The sequence below is a fragment of the Mesorhizobium sp. B2-2-4 genome, assembly GCF_006442375.1.
Taxonomy (GTDB): domain Bacteria; phylum Pseudomonadota; class Alphaproteobacteria; order Rhizobiales; family Rhizobiaceae; genus Mesorhizobium.
This window is the reverse complement of record NZ_VFWB01000005.1, coordinates 331,810-351,390: the sequence shown is the minus strand read 5'-3', so window position 1 is coordinate 351,390 and position 19,581 is coordinate 331,810. Positions and strand designations below refer to the sequence as shown.

Genomic DNA, 19,581 nt, shown 5'->3' with positions numbered 1-19,581 from the left:
TCGCCAACCCCGCTCATGTGATCGACCCGGCCGGATGGCAAGCAATGCGCGAACTGAATGGCATTCCAAATGACTCCAGCAAAGCTTGGGGCACAGGTGGTGACGGACGTATTTTGAAAAACTCCGGAAGCCTTGTAGGAAATTCCGGTCTTGGATCGCTGGCCGGCAGCTGTTGCTACTTTGCCATGGCCGGGCTTTCAATTCCTGCGGAAAGCGTCACCAGCCCGCCTGGCGTCCTTCCCCTGTATCTCTTCATGGTCGCGGCCAGGTGGCTCTGATCCGAAAATCCGGCAAGGTAGGCGACTTCGGCAATCGGCAACTCTCCGCCGGCCAGCAGCTTTTCCGCGAGATCGAGGCGCAGGTTGATCAGATACCGATGCGGCGGCATGCCGAATGTCCCGGCGAACCTTGCTATGAAATGATTTGGTGACACCCCCGCGACCGACGCGAGCTCGGCGACCATGACTTTCCGCACGAAGTTCTGGTCGAGATACTCTCGCACGCGTCGGGCGCCAACGGCGGAGAGCCCGCCTTTGGGCGACGCGGCCTGCCTCTTGCGACCCGTATAACCGCGCAGCAGATGCACCCCGAACACCGTCAGCAGCGAGTCCAGATAGAGCTCGTTCGGCGGCAGCCTGTCGGTCAGTTCGGCAGTGATCATCTGGGCTATGTTGAGCGCCCTCAGGTCAACCGTGCCGAACGCGGGCGGCTCGAGCTTGACGTCCGGGAGGTCGAACTCATGGGCCGCCAGCTCGGACAGCGCTTCGGGAGAGATCGAAACGACGGCGTTCTCCCTGGTCTGCGACCAGGCCAGCGTGCTGTCGACGCCCGCCGGATTGACGACGAGACAGCCGACCGGCGCATCGTACTGCGTGATCCTGTCACTGCCGAGCGAGGCTCTCAGCTTGCGTGCCGGCCTCAGCACAATCCCCGTGGAATGCTCCCTGGCCAGGAATTTCTGCGATCCCGGACTGCGGACGGAATAGATGACGCTTCCGCGGGCGGTGGCTCTTCTGGGACCAGCACTTTCCGGAATGATATCCAGGACGTATCGAGCTGTCCGCTCTTGATCGACGCCCTGGGAATCGCCGCTTTCCCGAGCCCCGCCCGCATGTTTCATACGTGTTGCCTCAGCCGGCTTACCGCCGCTTGGTATCCCCTTCCCCTGACCCGGAATCAACGTAACGCACACGCCTCGAATTGAAAAGAACTTCCACGCGCAAAGAAAATTCTTTATTCGAGATAAGAAAGAAGAACTGACCGTCGAAGGAAGTTCAGCAGCATTTCTGTCAATAGCGAAGAGCCTTGACGGATCTTCGCTTCCGGATTCGTCGGCCCGGGCGTAAGCCGGCAACGCATCGGTCACGAAGGAGGAGTTCACATGCGAGGCTGTGTCGGCCCTGTGGTTCGACAGCGTTGTTCGGCATCAGTGGCACGCAACGGCGCGGCGCGGAGCCAGTCGTTCACGGCCGTCTATTGCGGGTCCCCGCGACCTTTTTCGTAAAGATCCCACGCGAGTTCCACAAAAGCCAGAAGCACATCATCCTTGTCCCAGCCGGCCGCGACAGCCGCCTCGACGATTTCGCCCACGAGAGGCAACAATTGGCGCTGGCAGGCGAGCGGGATGTCAGCCTCGGATTCATCCACTGGAGGTCCATCGAAGTTGAACTTCATCGTTTGGCGCTCCCCTCGCCATCAAACGAAATGCTACTCGTTCCCAACAAACGAAGTGCTATTCGCCAGACCTTATTCCTATACAATAACTCCAACATTAAACATAGCAGGCTAGGCCGCCAACGGAGCGCAACACCGGATAATCCGTGTATCGACCGGCTGTCCTAGTGACGCTGGGGAAGCGTTATTACATCACTGTCCAAGGCAAGCTGCCGAATGGACGCCCGTCGGCCGCGCCGTCATGAAGCACGAGGAGTTGGCCGGGTTCGGAGACGAACCAGGCGAACGAGCCCCAGGCAAGCTGCGCGACGGTCTTCTTGAAGCCGGCGGACTGGCGATCCTGATAGGCGGTCAGGAACGCGATCTGTTTTCGGTCGAAACCGGCCGCGTCCGTGACAGCATGGAGGGCATCGCGCCGGCGATCCGTGATCGCGCCATCGGTCGCCACCACTTCCACGAACAGGATCAACGGCTCCTTGCGGCCGAGATCGGCGAGGATGATGTCGGGCAAGTTCCTGTCGGCCTCGATCTTGAGGCCGATCGCACTGGCGATGGCGTCGTCGCGCAGGACCACCTTGTTGCCGCTCTCGCTCAGCCACAACATGGCAGGGGCGGCGAGAAACCGTTTGGCGAACACCTCGATGACGGCTTGCGCGATGACCGAACTCGGTCCCGGCGCCAAAAGCCTGGTGTCGCCGTTCGGAAACGTGACGCGGATGCCGGCGGTGTTGGCGACAGCGCCGGCGCGCATGATGGTCACGCGGGCCAGCGCGCCCTTGCTGAGATGCGTTTCCTGGAAGTCCGCGATGGCGGTTTCCAGCGCCTCGCCTTCCAGCGCCGGGTCGAACAGGGCTGCAAATGCCGCCCTCAGCGCATAGCGGGGCTGGCCTGAAGTCGTCGGCAGATCCTCGCGACGCAGCACCGAGCCGATCGCCACCAGCCCGTCCCGCAGCGTCTCGTCGCGGATGGGCTCGCGCGTATTGTCCGCGTACCAGCGTGATCCCGCGACGGCGCCGTTCTTGCGCAGGACGGTTGCGGCGTAGGCATCCCGATCTGCATCGTCCGCCAGCGCCGCCTGCTCGCGGGTCATGCGATAAACATGGACAGGGCCCAGGAATCGCCCCGAACCCTCGACGGCGCCGATGTAGAGAGCGGCGAACACGGTGCTGGCGGCAAGTTCGCGGATGCAATAGATGCGGTTCGGCGTGCCTTCCGGAAAGATCAGCGGCAGGCGCCCGGCGACAAGATCGCGCGTCGCATAGGGCGGCCGTGCCGTCATGCAGGCCCACCGTAGAGGCGGCTGCATTCCGCCTCGATCCTGTCGCGCGGTGCACCGGCGGTGACCAGCCTTTCCAATGCCTGGATGCTCCTGGGCGGCGGCAGCGGCAGCGCTTCGAGCTCGAAGGCGGAAACGGCGACGCTGCCGCTGATGCAGCGGAAAAGATCGTCGACGACACGGCTGTTCAATAGCGCCGCCACGACCGCCGCCGGCACCTTCGTGCTGCCGGTCGCGCGGACCATGTTGAGATGGTTTTCGACGACGACGCCGCCATGCGCATCGATGAATTCCTGGCGAAGTTCGGCGGCGATCAGGCGGCGGGCCTGTTCCTTGGCGGTGGTGCGCTGGACGAGGATGCAGGGCTCCTCGACAAGCAGCCAGCCATCGCCGGCCTCCAGCTTGAAGTAAGGGGCGTGGTTCTTCTTGCGCGCGCGATAGGCGAACTGGCCGTCGGAGGTCACGGCTTCGGCCCAGATCAACGGATGCACCCCCTTGCCGCCGGCGCGATCGCGCAATTGACCCTTGAAGCGGTTCCAGACCAGCGGGCCGGTCGAAACCCCATAGCCCCAGTCGACGAGGCGATGCGTCATCGTCTCGGCCCGGGCGATGAGCCGGCTGTGCTCCGGCGTGCGCGGCGCAAGCCAAGGCATGGCGCGGTCGGATGGCAAGCCTATCGTGCCGTTGCGGGCAATCCCGGCCTCGGTCTCGGAGGCGACGGTCACGTAGTGGATCTGCGCGCGCCGCGGCTGCGCGCCGTTGACATAGACGGCAAGCAGCGTCTCCTGCAGCACGTCCTCGAAAACGCCGCGCCGCGCATGCACGAAGTCGATCGCGACGGGCGGCGCCTCGTTGGCCAGAAGGCTGCGCAGCGCCGAGTAGTATTGGCCGCCGAGAAAGCTTGTCGGCGTCAGGAAGGCGATGAGGCCGCCAGGCTTGGTCCAGCGCAGCGCGGCGTCGGTGAAAACGCCGTAGAGATTGGCGTGCCCGTAGAGGCCGCGCGCATAGCGCTCGCGCAATCGCGACGGCAGCGAGACCCGCCCATAGGGCGGATTGCCGACGACGAGATCGAAGACGGGTTCCGGATCGGCTTCAAGCGTGTTGCAGGCCGTCACGATGGCGGGGGCGGCGCGCCCGGCCCTGGTCGCGATATCGGCGAGCGCGATCTCCAGGGCGCCTTGCGCCAGCCGCGCCGCGAGGGGATCGAGCTCGAAACCGGCAAGCCTGGTGCCGACATGGCTGAGCGCGAAGGCTGGCTCGCAATCGCCGAGCGCGGCGATCATGCGGTGCGCGGCATGAAACAGAAACGTCCCACCGCCGGCGGCGGGATCGAGAACCCGTGCGCTGCGCCAGTCCAGGCCCTCTTCCTCGGCCTGGTCGAGCAGGCGATTGACCAGCGCCGGCGGCGTGTAGAAGGCACCGCGCTCACCGCGCTCCCTGGTCGGCAGCAGGACCGGATAGAGGCTGGTGACGAGATGCAGCGCTTCGAGGATCGGCAGCCGCGCGGCGGTCTCCCCGATGCTGTGCGCAAGCGCGGAAGCCGGCTCGTCCAGCGCCTCCGTATCGAAGGCGAGCGAGGGGCAGATCGCCGGGGAAATGCCGAGGGCCGCCGACAAGGCCTCCAGCGCGCGCCGGGTCAGCGAAACCGCATAGGTTTCGCGGTCGCATTCATCGATCGTCTCGCACCATGCGCGCGCCAGCAGGCGAGCCTTCGACAGCTCCGCGCGCGCCACTCGCAATGCATCAGCCACCGAGCGCAAGACGGCAGGCAATTTCGACCCGCGAATCTGTGAAACTTTTCCCATCGCCCTCGACCGTACCGCGCAAGACTCACCGATGCGATAGAGTATCACATGTTCTCGTTATGTTCCAGTGGAAAACCGCAACCGTGCCGCGCGCATGCATTGATCACAGCGCCAGGCTGCCCTGCTTCGTCTCCTCGGTATTGGGATCGCCCGGCGCCGCGTTGCGGTCGCCCGGCGCCGCATTTGGGTCGCCCGGCGCCGTCGCCCAGGCGAGTTCCACCAGCGTGACGGTGCGCCGGCCGGTACCGTCGAGCTGGCACACGATCAGGCCCTGCTCTTCGATATAGGTGAGCAGGCGCCGGGCGCGGCGCATGGAGTGCGAGCCATAGGCGCGGGCGATCGCGGCGTCGCTCGGGCAGGGCCAGCCTTCCTTTGCCGCGCGGGCGACCATCATGAACACGCCCTGCATGTCCTCGGGCAGCAGCGAGGCGCGCACGGAGACGTCGCGCCACGCATCGTCCTCGGCCATATCGGAACCCACGCCGGCGCGGGCTCGCGTCAGCATGCGGCGGAACTCCTGCAGATCGGGCACGACCGACGCCAGCCCCTCGATGCGGCAGCGCACCACGAACTCCTGGTAGAGCACGCCGATGACGCGGAAGCCCGCGTCGGGCTCGGCCAATATGGCGCGCAGGATGCGGTCCATCCGCTCGCGCCGCTCCGCCAGGTCCTCGGCGCTGGGCGCCGGCTCGGCCGGTTCGGGGCGGATCTCCAGCGCCGCGGACTTCGCCGCCATCAGCTGGTTGAGCAGGTCCGGCGATGTCACCCGCCGCTGCGGCCGCACGGCCTCCGGCGGCGGTGCCGCCAGGATGATCGCGCGGGCATCCTCCAACGCCGCTTCCGGCAACGGCATCAGCCGCGGCGTACCGTTGCGCGGGCTCGTATCCGTCGGCCCGATGCGCAGGCCGAGCGGACGGCGCGACAGCGCCGGGCCCAGCGCCATGAAGTGTCCGCGTTCCAGGTCGCGAAAGGCCTCCGCCTGCCGCCGCTCCATGCCAAGCAGATCGGCCGCGCGCGCCATGTCGATGTCGAGGAAGGTGCGCCCCATCAGGAAATTGGAGGCTTCCGCCGCGACATTCTTGGCGAGCTTGGCCAGGCGCTGCGTGGCGATGATGCCGGCCAGCCCGCGCTTGCGGCCGCGGCACATCAGATTGGTCATGGCGCCGAGCGAGAGTTTGCGTGCCTCGTCGGAGACCTCGCCGGCCACCGCCGGCGCGAACAGCTGCGCCTCGTCCACCACCACCAGCATCGGGTACCAATGGTCGCGCGCGACCTCGAACAGTCCGCCGAGGAAGGCCGCCGCCCGCCGCATCTGGTTCTCGGCGTCGAGCCCTTCGAGGTTGAGCACAGTGGATACGCGGTGGATGCGCGCCCGCTCGCCGGCGCTCTGCAACCCGCGCTCGGTATGCTCCTCGGCGTCGATCACCAGGTGGCCGTAGCGCTCGCCCAGCGACACGAAGTCGCCTTCGGGGTCGATGATGGTCTGCTGCACCCAGGGCGCGCTCTGCTCGAGCAGCCGGCGCAGGAGATGCGACTTGCCGGAGCCCGAATTGCCCTGCACCAGAAGGCGGGTCGCCAGCAGTTCCTCAAGATCCAGCGCCGCCGGCGCGCCGGCGGTCGTCTGTCCCATCTCGATCGCAACGGTCATATCAGACTCAGCCGCTCCTTCGCAGAGGGACTTATCAACCCGATTGCAAAGCGTCGAGCGCCGATGGCCGCCGGTTGGGCGTTGCGCACAGTTGTGCGAAATGCTGCCTGCCTGATGCGAACATCCGGCGGGCTGAACGATCGCATGACAAGCGCGCAATCGTTTTCGGATGGACGTGAAAACAAGCAGTTGAAGCGGAATCGCGATTCAAGCCCTGAAGCCTGGTCGACCGCTCCCGCGTCGTCTCACGCGGGCATCACCGTCCGGGGACCGGTGCCAATGCGGGCGCGTCCAGCCCCTGGAACGGATCGCGCCAGGCCTCGATCTCTTCGAGCCGGCGATACCAGCGCTCGATTTGGGGATAGTCGCCGAGCGGCAAGCGGGCGGCGTCGTTGAAGGGTAGGAACGTCGCCATGCGGAAATCGGCATAGGAGACCGAAGTCCCGGCCAGCCATGGCCGCCGGCCAAGTGCCGCCTCGAGGATCAGCGCTGTCCTGTGGAACTGTTCCAGTCCCTCCGCGACCTTTTCCGCGTCGATCGGACCGATGCCATAGCGCTGCTTGGTGCCGCGCTCGAAATGCACGATGTCACAGGCCCTGACGAACTCTTCCTTGCCCCAGCTCAGCCAACGGATCATCTCGGGTTCGTCGTCGCCCGCGCGCCAGAAATCCGAACCCATGTCGCGCGAAAGCCGGCAGGCTATGGCGTCCGCTTCCCAGAGGCTCCCTCCAGGCCAGGCCAGCAAGGGCAGGGAAAGATTGGGATTGAGCGGACGGAACCGCTCCGCCTGCCCCGGCGCCATGGGCGAAGCGAATTCGAACGCGACCTTCGCCCCGAGGTGACGGGCCACCGCGACTCCCAGGCGCGGATTGGGGTTGCGGCTGAAGAACAGTTTCATCTCCGCGTCCGCCCCGTGCGGTTTCGGCCCCGACCTTGTCACTCGCCATCGCCTCGCTCCTTGTTGCGGCATGCACGACAAGGACGGATAGCGCCGATCGAATCCGACAATGAGGTCGCGACCGCAAGGACCGGTTTTGCGAAAAGTCCGGGTTGACCGCTTCCGGACGCGAGGCGACTATCCCTCTCGAAGCATGGCAATGGATCCCGAGGAGGATGAGCGATGGATGAGCCCGACCGCTGGCGCCACATGTCAAGCGCGCCCAAGGACGGCAGCCGGATCCTCGTCACGGTCCGGCCGTCCGAGCAGGGGCCGGCGGAAGTCGACCTCGCCTATTGGTCGGATGGCGACCAGTTCGGCGAAGAAGGCTGGCGCGCGTCGGACTCCTCGCCCGGCCGCATCGTCGAATATGCCGAGCCCGAGCTGAAATGCTGGATGCCGATGCCCTCGGCCAACCTCGCCCGCGCCTCCATGCCCTCGCCCTGGGAAGGCGACGACGCCCAGCAGCTCGACGGCTCGGGGATTTGAGGCACTGAAGCTGCTGATCTCCTGAGACGCCGGCGGGACAGCCCCCCTCTGCCCTGCCGGGCATCTCCCCCACAAGGGGGGAGATCGGCTGTCGCGAATGCTTTCGCCAATCTTCAACGTTGAAGAATGTAGCGCCGGAGCCAAAGCTGCCAATCTCCCCCCTTGTGGGGGAGATGTCCGGCAGGACAGAGGGGGGCGCCGTAGAGTAAAAACGTTGGTGACCTCAAAACAAGAACGCCGCCGTCGCAGGGTTCGGCCCGACGCGGCCATCGGCTGAATCCATGCCGCGGATGGCCTTCAGGTCCTGCGCGTCCAGTTCGAAATCGAAGACGTCGAAATTGGCCGATATGCGGTCCTGGTGGACCGATTTCGGGATGACGATCAGCCCTTCCTGGAGATGCCAGCGGATCATCGTCTGCGCCGCGGACTTGCCGTGCTTTGCGGCGATGCCTGCTATGGTCGCGTCGCTGAGCAGCCTGCCGCTGCCGAGCGGGCTCCAGCTTTCGGTGTGGATGTTGTGCCGGGCATGGAACTCCCTGATCTCGCGCTGCTGGAAACGCGGATGCAGCTCGATCTGGTTGACGGCTGGCGTGACGCCGGTTTCGCCGATGATGCGCTCCAGGTGATCCCGGTTGAAATTCGACACGCCGACCGATTTGATCCGGCCGGCTTTCTGCAGCTCGACCAATGTCTGCCAGGCCTCGACATATTTGTCCTGGCTGGGCACCGGCCAGTGGATGAGGAACAGGTCGATCTGTTCGATACCGAGCTTGTCCATCGTATCCTCGAAGGCGCGCAATGCGGCATCGCGCTGGTGCGCGCCGTTGCGCAGCTTCGAGGTGATGAACAGCTCGCCCCTCGGCACGCCCGCGCCCCGGATCGCCTCCCCGACGCCCTTCTCGTTCTGGTAGCCTTCGGCGGTGTCGATCAGCCTGTAGCCGGCCTTGATCCCCCAACCCACCACCTTGGCGGTGATAGCGGGATCGACTTGCCACACGCCAAGGCCGAGCCGGGGAATGGTCGAGCCGTCGTTCAACGAAATCTGTTCAGGCATGGTCTGGTCCTCTGCGAAGATGGTCCAGCCTATCTAGGCCCGGCATCGGGCAACGGCCAGCCGGCGGCGGACAAATTGCCGAATGTGTGATCGACACAGACGATGCTCTTGTCGCTTTCGTTGGCATTTGAGCTCACCGCGAAGATTAGCCCTCATTTCGGTCGGCGCACGGTCCTCACCACGCCGCCCGGGCCGCCGCCGCAGAAGAAGCGGTCGCCGCCGTCGGATTCGAGCCCCGACACGCCCTTGCCGGGCGGCATGTCGAGCCGTTCCAGCACGTCTCCGTTCTCCGGGTCGACGCGCCGCACATCGCTCTGGTCGCCTTCCCAGGTGCCGTGCCACAGCTCGCCATCGACCCAGGTCACGCCGGTGACGAAGCGGTTGGATTCGATGACGCGCAGGATCGCCCCGGTCTCAGGGTCGATCTGGTGGATCTTGCGCTGGCGGTTCTGCCCCACCCACAACGTGCCCTCGGCCCAGGTGAGGCCGGAATCGCCGCCGCCGCCGGGCGCCGGAATGGTGGACAGCACCGCGCCGGTGCCGGGATCGATCTTCTGGATCCGGTCCTTGGCGAGCTGGTAGAGGTACTGGCCATCATAGGCCGTCCCGGCATGCGCGGCGACATCGATCGAGCGCACCGCCTGCCCGCTCTCCGGGTCGAAGGCGGTGAGCCGCTTGCCCGAGGCAAACCAGACGTTCTGCCCATCGAAGCTCACCCCATGCACGCTGTCCACGCCCGCAAAGGGGCCGTATTCACGCAGGATTTCGGCCGCCGCATGTTTCATGTCTTCATCCTCACCTTTGATCGTGTGATCCATTCCTAGCCGTTCGGCAACGGCGCCGGGAGTAACAAGGTGGTCGTGAAACCCGCCACCGGCGGCGTCATCCAGCGGCGCGCCCGGCCGTGGCCGAACCATTGCACCTTGCCGGTCTCGGCAAGCTGCTCCAGCGCGCGCTGCACGCTGCGCTGGCTGGATGCGAGCGCCAGCGCCAGTGCCGAGCTCGACCAGGCTTCGCCGTCGGCGAGGAAGGCGAGCACTGCCGCATGCCGCTCCTCGAGAGGCCGCGCCAGCACCACCACTTCGCCGCCCCGTTTCGGCGCCAGCGAAAAACCGCGCTTCGTCGCCTGGATGTCGGCCAGCCCGCGCAGCTCGGCGCGCAGCCGGCCGATCTCGACCCGCAGCCGGGCGCGATGCGATTCATCGGCGTGCCTGCCGCCGAAGGCCCTGGCGATGAGCGCCGCACGCGGCATGTCGCCGGGCCAGGCCTCGGCCAACGCGCGCGCCAGCGCAAACAGCACCGGGCGCGTCGCCAGAGAGGCCCGCGCCTCCTGTCTGCGCACGGCATAACGAAGACCGTCGACCACCAGCGCTTCCGATGCCTGCAAGGTCTCGACTTCCTCGAGCAGCAGCGGATGCTCCTGGCCGTTCGCGATCAGCCGCGCCGCCGGCGTTGCCAGCACCCGGAACGCGCTGTCGACCTCGGCCATCAGTCCGGGAATGCCGGCCCGCCATGCGGCGTGGCGGGCCCGCTCGAGTGCCGCGCGCGCGGTCTTCGTCCTGAGGCGCCGCATGGCGATGCCGGCGACGACCAGCTCGTGCGCGGCCCGCGAAGCCGGCGGAAACGGCGTCGCATCGAGCCCGGCCAGCACCTGCTCGGCCTCGTCGAGACGGCCGATCAGCAACAGGAATCGCACTTCCAGGTGCCGCGCATGCGCGGCGTTCAGCCGGTCGCCTTGCTTTTCCAGCGTCGCCCGCGCCGCGTCGAGCGCCTTGGCCGGCCAGCCGAGGTCGCGCGAAACCAGCGCGATCTCGGCTTCGGCGATGACGCATCTGGCGCGCGCCACCGCTTCCCTCGGCCCGAAGGTGCGCCCCGCCCGCCGCAGCAGAGCCCTGGCCCGGTCGAGATCGCCGAGCTGCGCCATGGCGATGCCGCGCAGCGCCAGCGCCGGCGCGTCCTCGCGCAACGCCACGCGGTCGAGCGCGCCGAGCGGGTCACCCGCCGCCAGCAACAGCCCCGCGGCCGTGATCAGCGAATCCATCAAAAAAATCCCGCCACGGCGAATCCCGCCACACTTGTAACTCTCACCATCCCGCTGTCCGGCGCTATGTCAGTCGCGTCACATCAAACCGGAACAGCGAGGCAAAAGCCATGACCAAGCAAATGCACACACCGCCGATCGTTTCCCAGCAAGCATGGGAGGCGGCGCGCCAGCAGTTGCTCGTAAAGGAGAAGGCGACGCTCCGCGCCAAGGACGCACTGGCCGCCGAGCGCCGGCGCATGCCGTGGATGGCCGTCGAGAAGGATTACACGTTCGAAGGCCCCAACGGAAAAGCGAGCCTGCTCGACCTGTTCGAGGGCCGCCGCCAGCTGATCGTCTACCGCGCCTTCTTCGAGCCGGGTGTGTATGGCTGGCCCGATCACGCCTGCCGCGGCTGCTCGCTGGGTGCCGACCAGGTCTCCAACCTCGCCCATCTCAACGCCCGCGACACCACGCTAGCCTACGCCTCGCGCGCGCCGCAGGCCGACATTGCGCGGTTGAAGAAGCGGATGGGCTGGGCAATGCCCTGGTACACCATCACCGACAGCTTCGACAAAGATTTCGGCGTCGACGAATGGCACGGCCACAACGTCTTCATCCGCGACGGGGACCGCATCTTCCGCACCTATCTGATCAACAACCGCGGCGACGAGGCGATGGGCACCGTCTGGAGCTACCTCGACGCCACGCCGCTCGGCCGCCAGGAGGTCTGGGAGGACTCGCCCGAAGGCTATCCGCAGACCCCGACCTACAAATGGTGGAACTGGAGCGACAACTACGACGCCGACACCGCGCCGGACAGGAAATGGGACGAAGTGTCTGCTGCCGGCGAGGCGGCGTTCCGCAACAAGGACGCCCAGTAGAGCCTGGCTAGAGCGCCGGCTCGACGCAAGCGCGGCCGGACGCTCTTCGCAAGGCGGCAGCTTTCCCAGGACTGCTGCTGCTTTCCGGGCTTGCGCCAATGCGCAACCGAGGAGAAAGACATGAGCGACATCCATACAGACGCCCGCCGCTGTCCCGATCAGGACGCGGCCCGCCTCGGCATCGCCGACTGGCTGGGCCTCGCCGCAGCGCCGATCTTCGCCCTGATGGCGCTGCTGGCCGGCATCTTCGGCGGCGATGCGGCGATGCTGTGCATGGGCACCTCTTCGCCGCTCGCCGGCATGCCGGCCATGTACCTGCTGATGAGCGCCTTCCATCTGGCGCCTTGGCTGCGCGTGATTTCCAACAGGCAGGCGGGCCGGGAGAAAGCAAAGCGCTTGGAGAAAACTCTGCAAAAACAGAGCATTGCGCAAGCAGTTTGAATCGCCGATGCAACCCGTCGAGGAGAAGAACCATGACACGGACGAGTGATACGCACGGTCCCGACACACGGGAGCCGATCGAGGCGGAGCCGACACGGCGCGGCGACGAGCCGTCGCAACCCGCCAAGGGCTGCCCCTGGTGCACGCCCGAAAAGACCTGACGCTTCGACGGCGGAGCGGCGCGCCGCCCAGGCGCAATGAAGCCGGCCGTTCGCCCTGCTCATCGCCGCCAAGCGCGCTGGCTTTTACGTCGCGATGTCGTTGACAGGCAGCAATGGCGCGGGAAGGTCGACCTCGCCGAGCCCGGTCCGCATCTCGATCTCGATGTCGCGGCAGATCTGCGAAATCGGCACATCGTTGGCGTTGCCCTCGAAAGGGTTGGCGCTGCTCTCGCCGACCTGGTCGAGCGACATGTATGCCCAGCCCAGCAGCGTGCTGAACGGGATCGTCAGCCAGATCGCGATCGAGCCCAGCGCCCCGCCGAATTTGCCCATCTCAGCGAAGACCGGAACGACGCCGAACGGCAACAGCGTGCAGAAGATCATGACGAACATGGAACTGACGATGGCGTATTGGCGGGGATAGGGATTGTTCTTGATGCGGTCGCAGCGCGCCTGCTGGTCGTGGAAGTCGCGGATGAGTTTTGTCAGTTCGCCATAGATCTGCGGAGGAATCTTGGCATCCTTGAACAAGCCGTTGACCTGCACCGATTGCATTTCGAGCAAGGCGATCGCCGGGCGGGGCGATTTCAGGACGCCCTCGGTCTGCTCGGCCAGCAACGGCCGCAATTCGTCGGCAATCGAGCCCGTATCCTCCTGGACATGGTAACGCCGCCGGTATTCGATATTGGCGGCCCGCGCCATGGATTCCCATGGCATCGGCCGCCGCAGCGCGAAACGCAGCGCCGTCATCCAGGCGATGTGGCGATAGATGAGTTGCTTCGCTGTCGGGGCGTCGGTGAAGTCCCTGCAGAAATTGGACCACAACCGGCTGCTGGCCGTGATTTGCGCAAACGCCTGCAGCGCTTCACCGCTGCGGGTAAACACCTGCGAATTCTTGAAGCCGGCCACCAGTGACACCGTGGTGCCGAGCACCAGCACGACAGACCACGGCACCGAGAACCCGGCAAGTCCGGGAAAACGGTAGGCGGCCACCGCCAGTCCGCTCACCACCACCATGTAGATGACGCTGCGCCGCGACCAGAGCGCGAAATCCATCACCTTGTAGGAACGGCCCACATACATAAGATGCCCCCAAATCGCGGACGTGCCCGCTAGCCGCAGGCCAGTCTCCAGTCGCCCTCACCTAGCCTTGGCGGCGCCGAACCGCAATCCGTCCATCAGCAGCCGGACCAGCCGGCGCGAGCGATCGCGCCAATCCGGGGTGTCGGGCGCCGAATAGATGCCGCCCAGCGCGTGCAGCACGTCGGACGCGTCGACATCGCCACGGATGGTGCCCTCGGCCACCGCCGCCTCGACCAATTGCCGCAACGCCGCCGAGACCCGACCCGACGTGTCGGAATAGAGATTGGCATTCGCCGTCAACAGGATGCGCAGGCTGGTCGCAAGCCCTCGCTTGGTGGCGATATAGTCGACGAAGCGCCGCATCCATTCTTCCAGCGCCACGTCGGACGGATGCTTTGCCGCCAGTTCGCCGGCGGCCGCGCACAGCCCTTCCACCTCGCGGCGGTAGACCACCTCGACCAGGTGCTCGCGCGTCGGGAAATGCCGGTAGAGCGTGCCGATACCGACGCCCGCGCGGCGCGCGATCTCCTCCAGCGAGGCGTCGATTCCGCGCTCGGCGAAGACCGAGGCCGCCACCTCGACCAGCCGGTCGCGGTTGCGCTGCGCGTCGGCGCGCAGCGGCTTGGCCTCTGCTGTCTTCTGGTCGGGGATGGCGGACGGCTCTGCGGCCAATTTTTTCTCCACTGTCGAAATATGGGGCTTGAACCCCATCGGGTCAGCCCCCACGTAATAAACGGAGGCGCCTCCGCTTTAGTGGAGCACCTTTATCATATAATCAGGGGAACCGGTATGTCACGTGCTGAAAGCTTGCAAGCCAAAGCCGATTTCCGTCAGGGACTGGTGAAGGCGCCGAAGAGCGTAATCTCCCCCCTTGCGGGGGGAGATCGGCCAAGCTGACCACATTGCGCCTTGCCCTTCCCCGCCCCGACACCACTTCATTTCCCTCAGCGTCAAGCAACTGGAGCCAGACGCCCATGACGAACACCACAATCCCCGTCCATCTCGATATCAACGGCCAGCCGCATACGCTGGACCTCGAACCGCGCGTCACGCTGCTCGACGCCTTGCGCGACCGCCTCGGCCTGACAGGCACCAAGAAGGGCTGCGACCACGGTCAGTGCGGCGCCTGCACGGTGCATGTCGACGGCGAGCGCGTGCTGGCTTGCCTGACGCTCGCGGCACAGGCCGAAGGCCGCACCGTCACCACCATAGAGGGGCTTGCACGGGAGGGCGCACTGCATCCCGTGCAGGCTGCCTTCCTCGATCAGGACGCCTTCCAGTGCGGCTATTGCACATCGGGCCAGATCATGTCGGCGGTCGCCTGCATCCGCGAAGGCCATGCCGGCTCCGATGACGAGATCCGCGAATACATGGCCGGCAATCTCTGCCGCTGCGGCGCTTATCCGCACATCGTCGCCGCCGTGCGCCAGGCAGCGCTGGAGGCCGCGTCATGAGGGATTTTTCCTATCTTCGCGCCAACTCCGTCGACGCCGCACGCCAGGCGGCCGCCCTGCCCGGCGCCATGCTGCTGGCCGGCGGCACGACGCTGATCGACCTCGCCAAATGCGGCGTCGCCGAGCCCGACAGCCTGGTCGACATCACCCATCTCAAGGGGCTGGACACCATCGAGATCGACGAGCGCGGCGCCGTCATCGGCGCGCTCGCCAGGATGAGCCATGTCGCCGACCATGCCGGCATCAAGGGCGGCTTTCCCGCTGTCTCGGAGGCGCTGTGGCAGGCGGCTTCGGCGCAGCTCCGCAACATGGCGACCGTCGGCGGCAATCTGATGCAGCGCACACGCTGCCCCTATTTCCGCGATCCTTCGAATTTTGCCGCCTGCAACAAGCGTGAGCCCGGCAGCGGCTGTTCGGCGATCGGCGGCGTCACCAGGGGCCATGCGGTGCTCGGCACCAGCGAAGCCTGCATCGCCATGTATCCCGGCGACCTCGCCACCGCGCTGGTCGCCTTCGACGCGGTGGTCCATCTCGGTGAGCGCCGCATATTGGTCGACGACTTTTTCCTGCTGCCCGGCACCACGCCTCAGAAGGAACACGCGATCGAACCGGGCGAGATGATCACCGCCATCGAAATCCCGGGATCCGCCGCCGCCCGCCGCTCGACCTACGTGAAGGTCCGAGACCGGCAGTCTTATGAGTTCGCCGCCGCCAGTGCCGCCGCCGGCCTCGAACTCGAGGCCGACGGGCGCACCGTCCGCGACCTGCGCGTCGCGCTAGGCGGCGTTGCCACCAAGCCCTGGCGGGCGCGCGCCGTGGAAGAGGCGCTGAAAGGCAAGGTGCTGGAGCCTGCGGCTGTCCGCGCGGCCAGCCTGCTCGCCGTCGAGGGCGCCGTCGACCATGGCGCCAACCACTACAAGATCGAGCTCGCGCCGCGCGTCGTCGCGCGCGCCATCCTCAAACTGGGAGAAGCGGCATGACCGTTCACATCGCAAGACATGGCGACGCCTCCGACGGCGTGCTGGCACAAGCCGTCGGAGGCCGGCTGTCGCGCGTCGACGGCCCGGCCAAGATCACCGGTGCGGCCAAATACGCCGTCGAACAGCAGCTCGAAGGCCTGGCCTATGCCGTGCTGGTCGACAGCACGATCGCGTCCGGCAAGGTGCGCGCCCTCGATACGGCGCAGGCTGAGGCGGCGCCCGGCGTGCTGCAAGTGCTGACGCCGGACACCATCATGGCCCTGAAAACCGCGTCGGACTGGTTCGGCACGCCCCCGCTCGACAAGCCTTATTGCCCGCTGGCGCGCGACATCAGCTTTTCGGGCCAGCATGTCGCCGCCGTGGTCGCGGAAACCTTCGAGCAGGCGGTCGCGGCAGCGGCCCTGGTCAAGGTCGACTATGACGAGACGCCGGCCATCGTCGACCTCAACGATGCCAAAGCCGGCGACGGCATTCCGATCGAGGCCATGACCAAGGAATGGGGCGACGCGCAGGCTGCCTTTGCGTCCGCCCCGGTCCGGATCTGCGCCGCCTACAACACGCCGCGCGAATACCAGGCGCCGATGGAGCCGCACGGCCTGATCGCCCGCTGGGAGGGCGACCGGCTCACCGTGTGGGAGCCGAGCCAATGGCTCGATGGCATGGCGCGCACCTATGCCGAATGGTTCGGTGTGCCGTTCGAGAATGTGCGGCTGGTCTCGCCCTATATTGGCGGCGGGTTCGGCTCCAAGGCGCTGGCGCTCGGCCACGGCGCGGTTGCCGCGAGTGCAGCCAAAATGCTCGGCCGGCCGGTGCGCCTGGTGATGACGCGCCCGCAGACCTTCACCGGCTATGGCGGCCGCGCCGCGACGCGCCAGACGGTGGCGCTCGGCGCGGATGCGGAAGGAAAAATCCAGTCGATCGTGCATCGCGGCGTCAATGAAACGTCGATCGATGGCATGTGGGTGGAGCCGTTGGCCTCGGTTACCTCGATCATGTACGCGACGCCGAACTTTTCGTCCCGGCAGAACGTCGTGCGGGTGAATTCCGTGGTGCCGGGCGCCATGCGCGCGCCGGGCGAGAACCCTTCGGCCTTCGGCATCGAAAGCGCCATCGACGAGCTCGCCTATGAGGTTGGCATCGACCCGCTGGAGATCCGGCTGCGGAACTATGCCGAGCAGGACCCGGAAGTGAAAAAAGCCTGGTCCACCAGGCAGTTGCGCGAGGCTTTTGCCACGGGCGCCGAGCGCTTCGGCTGGGCCAGGCGCTCACCGGAGCCGCGTTCGATGCGCGACGGCAACCAGCTGATCGGCTGGGGCGTAGCCGCCGGTACCTATCCGGTGCGGCGCGCCTATGGCGAGGCGATCGTGCGCATCCAGGCCGACGGCTCGGTGGAGGTCGAAAGCTCCTCGATCGACATGGGCCAGGGCACCTACACCATCCTGGCGCAGACGGCGGCCGAGACGGTGGGCGTGCCGGCCGACGACGTCGTGGTGAAGCTGGGCGATTCCCGCTTTCCCCGCGCCGGCGTCGCAGGCGGCTCGCGCCTGGCCGGCGTCATGACCGGTGCCGTCTACAAGGCCGCGACCTCGGCGCTCGACCAGTTGGTCGGGTTGGCGATCAGCGACCCGCGCTCGCCCTTCCATGCGCTGCAGGCCAACACGCTGGTCGTCGCCAATGGCCGCATCACCGCACCGCGTGGCGACGGCCCCGATGTGTCGATCGCCGAGCTCCTCAAAAGCGTCGGCCGCGATCGCATCGAGGCGACAGGCGATACCATGCCGGCCAATTCGAGTGCCGAGGACCGCTACAGGAACTACACCACCATCGCCATGGCGCTGCCGCACACCGAAGGCGACTATTCCCGCCATTCCTGGTGCGCGCATTTCATCGAGGTCCGGGTCGACGAGGATTTCGGCACGGTGCGCGTCTCGCGCGTCGTGTCGGCGCTGGATTCGGGACGGCTCTACAATCCGAAGCTGGCGGAAAGCCAGTGGAAGGGCGGCATCATCATGGGCATCGGCCAAGCGTTGCTGGAAGAAGGCATCATCGACCGCCGCCACGGCCGCATCGTCAACAACAACCTCGCCGACTATCTGGTGCCGACCAATGCCGACATTCCCGACATCGAGGTGATTTCGGTCGGCATCCCCGACCCGCACTCCTCGGTGCTCGGCGGCAAGGGCGTCGGCGAACTGCCCATCGTCGGCGTGGCGCCGGCGATCGCCAACGCGGTGTTCCACGCGACGGGGAAAAGGGTGCGCGACTTGCCGATCACGCTGGAGAAGCTGATCTGAGCGGCGGAAGCGAGTAATCTCCCCCCTTGAGGGGGAGATGGCCGGCAGGCCAGAGGGGGGCGGCCAGGCGCGATCCCGGCGAGCGAGCGCTTCGCGCCGGAGCCGCTCTGGAGGCGGTGAGCCGATCTCGCGCTGCGGACTACGCCTTCAGCCTGAATGCGCTGCCAGGGGCGTGCCTATGTCCGAGACGAGCTTGACAAGATCGGCTTGGCGTCTCGTCCCGGTTTTGGCGAAGATACGATTGAGGTGTGTCTTCAAGGTGTTTTCGCCGATGCCGAGCGCCAAAGCGCTCTTCGACGCCGACAATCCGCTGCCGATCCGCAGCAGGACCCGCGCCTCCGCGGGCGTAAGGTCGAACAGCGTGGTCAGGACGGCCTCCGGGAGAGGAGAAGCCGACGTCGTGGTCGATATGAAGACAGCCGCGCATGCCGGCCGGAAGGCCGCGCGCGCGGTTCCTTCGGTCAGCGGCAGCACATAGGCGACGGCGGGCGGCTGGCCTGGGGCCGAGACCGGCAGTCCTATGCCCCGGGCGCCAAGCGAAGCATCCGCGTTCGCGGCGCTGGCGATCGCTTCCAGCAGGGCGCGGGCGACCGCCGGATTCTGCGCCTGGAGCAGGCCGTTCCTGGAAAGAATCGGACCTTGCGCCGACAACATCCGTTCGGCAGCGCCATTGGCATGGAGGATGGCCCCGTTGGCGCCGGCAAGCACGACAGGCACTGCGAGATTGTCGAGCGCCTGGCGGTAAAGGCTGGCGGTAACGCGAGCCTGGTCGAGCAGGTCTCCGATCAGGGAAGCACGGCGCAGATGCGGCGAGAGCAACGCCAGGAAATGTTGGTCCTCGGCTGATATGATCCCCCTGTCGGCCCATGTGGTGCAACCCATGAGCCCGATCCGGTCCGATGTGTGGACGAATTTGGTGATGCAGGCTTCGCGCAATCCCTGCGGTTTGGCCCAATTCTGAAAAAATGCCGTCTGCCCGAGTTCGGCTTCGCTCATCAGCGACAGCGTCGCGACGGGCGTGTCGACGTCGCCGATGACCGCCGTCTTCAGACCGGGAATTGCATCAAAGTCATAGTCCTGGAGCACGCGCATTTGCACGGGATCCCAGGGCGATTGAGCGGCGAAGCGGCCATGATTGTCGGCGGTGCTGGCGAGCGCGATGGTTGTATAGGCCGCGTCCATGGCCGTCGTGATCCGGGTCATGACCCCGGCCCAGCCTTCCGGGTTCAAAACGCAATCGTAGATATCGCCGATAATGGAACCAAGGACTTCGCTGCTCAGCCTCTCCACCACGCCTCCAGACACACTGCGATCTCGCCTCGGAGAATTTTGTGGCGTCATACTTTTGGATGACGCCACTCCTGGCCGATCTCGATTAGGA

General features: G+C 66.3%; 19 protein-coding genes. 7 read left to right on the top strand and 12 right to left on the bottom strand.

Annotated elements, in window-relative coordinates:
• Positions 1–175: 175 nt before the first annotated feature.
• The 6 genes from FJ959_RS15175 to FJ959_RS15150 form a co-directional block, all read right to left on the bottom strand.
• Positions 176–1,366 carry an AraC family transcriptional regulator gene (locus FJ959_RS15175; protein ID WP_246674693.1) on the bottom strand — a complete coding sequence of 397 codons (1,191 nt, stop codon included), beginning with the start codon at positions 1,364–1,366 and terminating at the stop codon, positions 176–178.
• 107 nt (positions 1,367–1,473) lie between these two features.
• Positions 1,474–1,674, bottom strand: a complete 201-nt coding sequence (locus FJ959_RS15170; protein WP_140500096.1) for a hypothetical protein — start codon at positions 1,672–1,674, stop codon at positions 1,474–1,476.
• Between the two features lie 187 nt (positions 1,675–1,861).
• Positions 1,862–2,953: a BsuBI/PstI family type II restriction endonuclease gene (locus FJ959_RS15165; protein ID WP_140622960.1), complete on the bottom strand. Its 1,092-nt coding sequence runs from the start codon at positions 2,951–2,953 to the stop codon at positions 1,862–1,864.
• On the bottom strand, positions 2,950–4,722 hold the full coding sequence (locus FJ959_RS15160; protein WP_246678929.1) for an N-6 DNA methylase: 1,773 nt from the start codon (positions 4,720–4,722) through the stop codon (positions 2,950–2,952). Before FJ959_RS15160 ends, FJ959_RS15165 begins: the two co-directional genes overlap by 4 nt.
• A 136-nt stretch (positions 4,723–4,858) precedes the next feature.
• The gene (locus tag FJ959_RS15155) at positions 4,859–6,403 is read right to left on the bottom strand and encodes an ATP-binding protein (RefSeq protein WP_246674690.1); all 1,545 of its coding nucleotides are present in this window, start codon (positions 6,401–6,403) and stop codon (positions 4,859–4,861) included.
• 256 nt (positions 6,404–6,659) lie between these two features.
• Positions 6,660–7,301: a glutathione S-transferase family protein gene (locus FJ959_RS15150; protein ID WP_140622956.1), complete on the bottom strand. Its 642-nt coding sequence runs from the start codon at positions 7,299–7,301 to the stop codon at positions 6,660–6,662.
• A gap of 222 nt (positions 7,302–7,523) precedes the next feature.
• Between FJ959_RS15150 and FJ959_RS15145 the strand changes: the two genes are divergently transcribed.
• The gene (locus FJ959_RS15145; protein WP_140500102.1) at positions 7,524–7,829 is read left to right on the top strand and encodes a hypothetical protein; all 306 of its coding nucleotides are present in this window, start codon (positions 7,524–7,526) and stop codon (positions 7,827–7,829) included.
• A gap of 223 nt (positions 7,830–8,052) precedes the next feature.
• On the opposite strand, the gene FJ959_RS15140 is transcribed toward FJ959_RS15145, so the two are convergent.
• The 3 genes from FJ959_RS15140 to FJ959_RS15130 all read right to left on the bottom strand — a co-directional run bounded on the left by FJ959_RS15140 (position 8,053) and on the right by FJ959_RS15130 (position 10,924).
• The gene (locus FJ959_RS15140; protein ID WP_140500104.1) at positions 8,053–8,883 is read right to left on the bottom strand and encodes an aldo/keto reductase; all 831 of its coding nucleotides are present in this window, start codon (positions 8,881–8,883) and stop codon (positions 8,053–8,055) included.
• 152 nt (positions 8,884–9,035) lie between these two features.
• Positions 9,036–9,668 carry a PQQ-binding-like beta-propeller repeat protein gene (locus FJ959_RS15135; protein WP_140516071.1) on the bottom strand — a complete coding sequence of 211 codons (633 nt, stop codon included), beginning with the start codon at positions 9,666–9,668 and terminating at the stop codon, positions 9,036–9,038.
• A gap of 35 nt (positions 9,669–9,703) precedes the next feature.
• A complete protein-coding gene (locus FJ959_RS15130; RefSeq protein WP_140521470.1) occupies positions 9,704–10,924 on the bottom strand; it encodes a helix-turn-helix domain-containing protein in 1,221 nt (406 codons plus the stop codon).
• Between the two features lie 110 nt (positions 10,925–11,034).
• Between FJ959_RS15130 and FJ959_RS15125 the strand changes: the two genes are divergently transcribed.
• The 3 genes from FJ959_RS15125 to FJ959_RS32510 all read left to right on the top strand — a co-directional run bounded on the left by FJ959_RS15125 (position 11,035) and on the right by FJ959_RS32510 (position 12,389).
• A complete protein-coding gene (locus FJ959_RS15125) occupies positions 11,035–11,787 on the top strand; it encodes a DUF899 domain-containing protein (RefSeq protein WP_140521469.1) in 753 nt (250 codons plus the stop codon).
• Positions 11,788–11,907: 120 nt separating this feature from the next.
• On the top strand, positions 11,908–12,228 hold the full coding sequence (locus FJ959_RS15120; protein WP_140630624.1) for a hypothetical protein: 321 nt from the start codon (positions 11,908–11,910) through the stop codon (positions 12,226–12,228).
• Positions 12,229–12,260: 32 nt separating this feature from the next.
• Positions 12,261–12,389, top strand: a complete 129-nt coding sequence (locus FJ959_RS32510; RefSeq protein WP_263486928.1) for a hypothetical protein — start codon at positions 12,261–12,263, stop codon at positions 12,387–12,389.
• 84 nt (positions 12,390–12,473) lie between these two features.
• Here FJ959_RS32510 and FJ959_RS15115 read toward each other — a convergent pair whose 3' ends face one another.
• Both FJ959_RS15115 and FJ959_RS15110 read right to left on the bottom strand, forming a co-directional pair.
• Entirely contained in the window at positions 12,474–13,472 is a 999-nt protein-coding gene (locus FJ959_RS15115) for a bestrophin family ion channel (protein ID WP_140556442.1), read from the bottom strand.
• Between the two features lie 57 nt (positions 13,473–13,529).
• Positions 13,530–14,144, bottom strand: coding sequence for a TetR/AcrR family transcriptional regulator (locus FJ959_RS15110; RefSeq protein WP_140500115.1), 615 nt, complete (start codon positions 14,142–14,144; stop codon positions 13,530–13,532).
• A gap of 302 nt (positions 14,145–14,446) precedes the next feature.
• On the opposite strand from FJ959_RS15110, the gene FJ959_RS15105 reads away from it, so the two are divergent.
• The 3 genes from FJ959_RS15105 to FJ959_RS15095 are packed head-to-tail and all read left to right on the top strand — an operon-like array spanning position 14,447 to position 18,200.
• Positions 14,447–14,926 carry a (2Fe-2S)-binding protein gene (locus FJ959_RS15105; RefSeq protein ID WP_140500117.1) on the top strand — a complete coding sequence of 160 codons (480 nt, stop codon included), beginning with the start codon at positions 14,447–14,449 and terminating at the stop codon, positions 14,924–14,926.
• Positions 14,923–15,906, top strand: a complete 984-nt coding sequence (locus FJ959_RS15100) for a xanthine dehydrogenase family protein subunit M (RefSeq protein ID WP_140630621.1) — start codon at positions 14,923–14,925, stop codon at positions 15,904–15,906. Before FJ959_RS15105 ends, FJ959_RS15100 begins: the two co-directional genes overlap by 4 nt.
• On the top strand, positions 15,903–18,200 hold the full coding sequence (locus tag FJ959_RS15095; protein WP_140630618.1) for a xanthine dehydrogenase family protein molybdopterin-binding subunit: 2,298 nt from the start codon (positions 15,903–15,905) through the stop codon (positions 18,198–18,200). The genes FJ959_RS15100 and FJ959_RS15095 overlap by 4 nt, the downstream gene beginning before the upstream one ends.
• A gap of 147 nt (positions 18,201–18,347) precedes the next feature.
• Here FJ959_RS15095 and FJ959_RS15090 read toward each other — a convergent pair whose 3' ends face one another.
• The gene (locus tag FJ959_RS15090) at positions 18,348–19,490 is read right to left on the bottom strand and encodes a helix-turn-helix transcriptional regulator (RefSeq protein ID WP_140630616.1); all 1,143 of its coding nucleotides are present in this window, start codon (positions 19,488–19,490) and stop codon (positions 18,348–18,350) included.
• Positions 19,491–19,581: the final 91 nt, after the last annotated feature.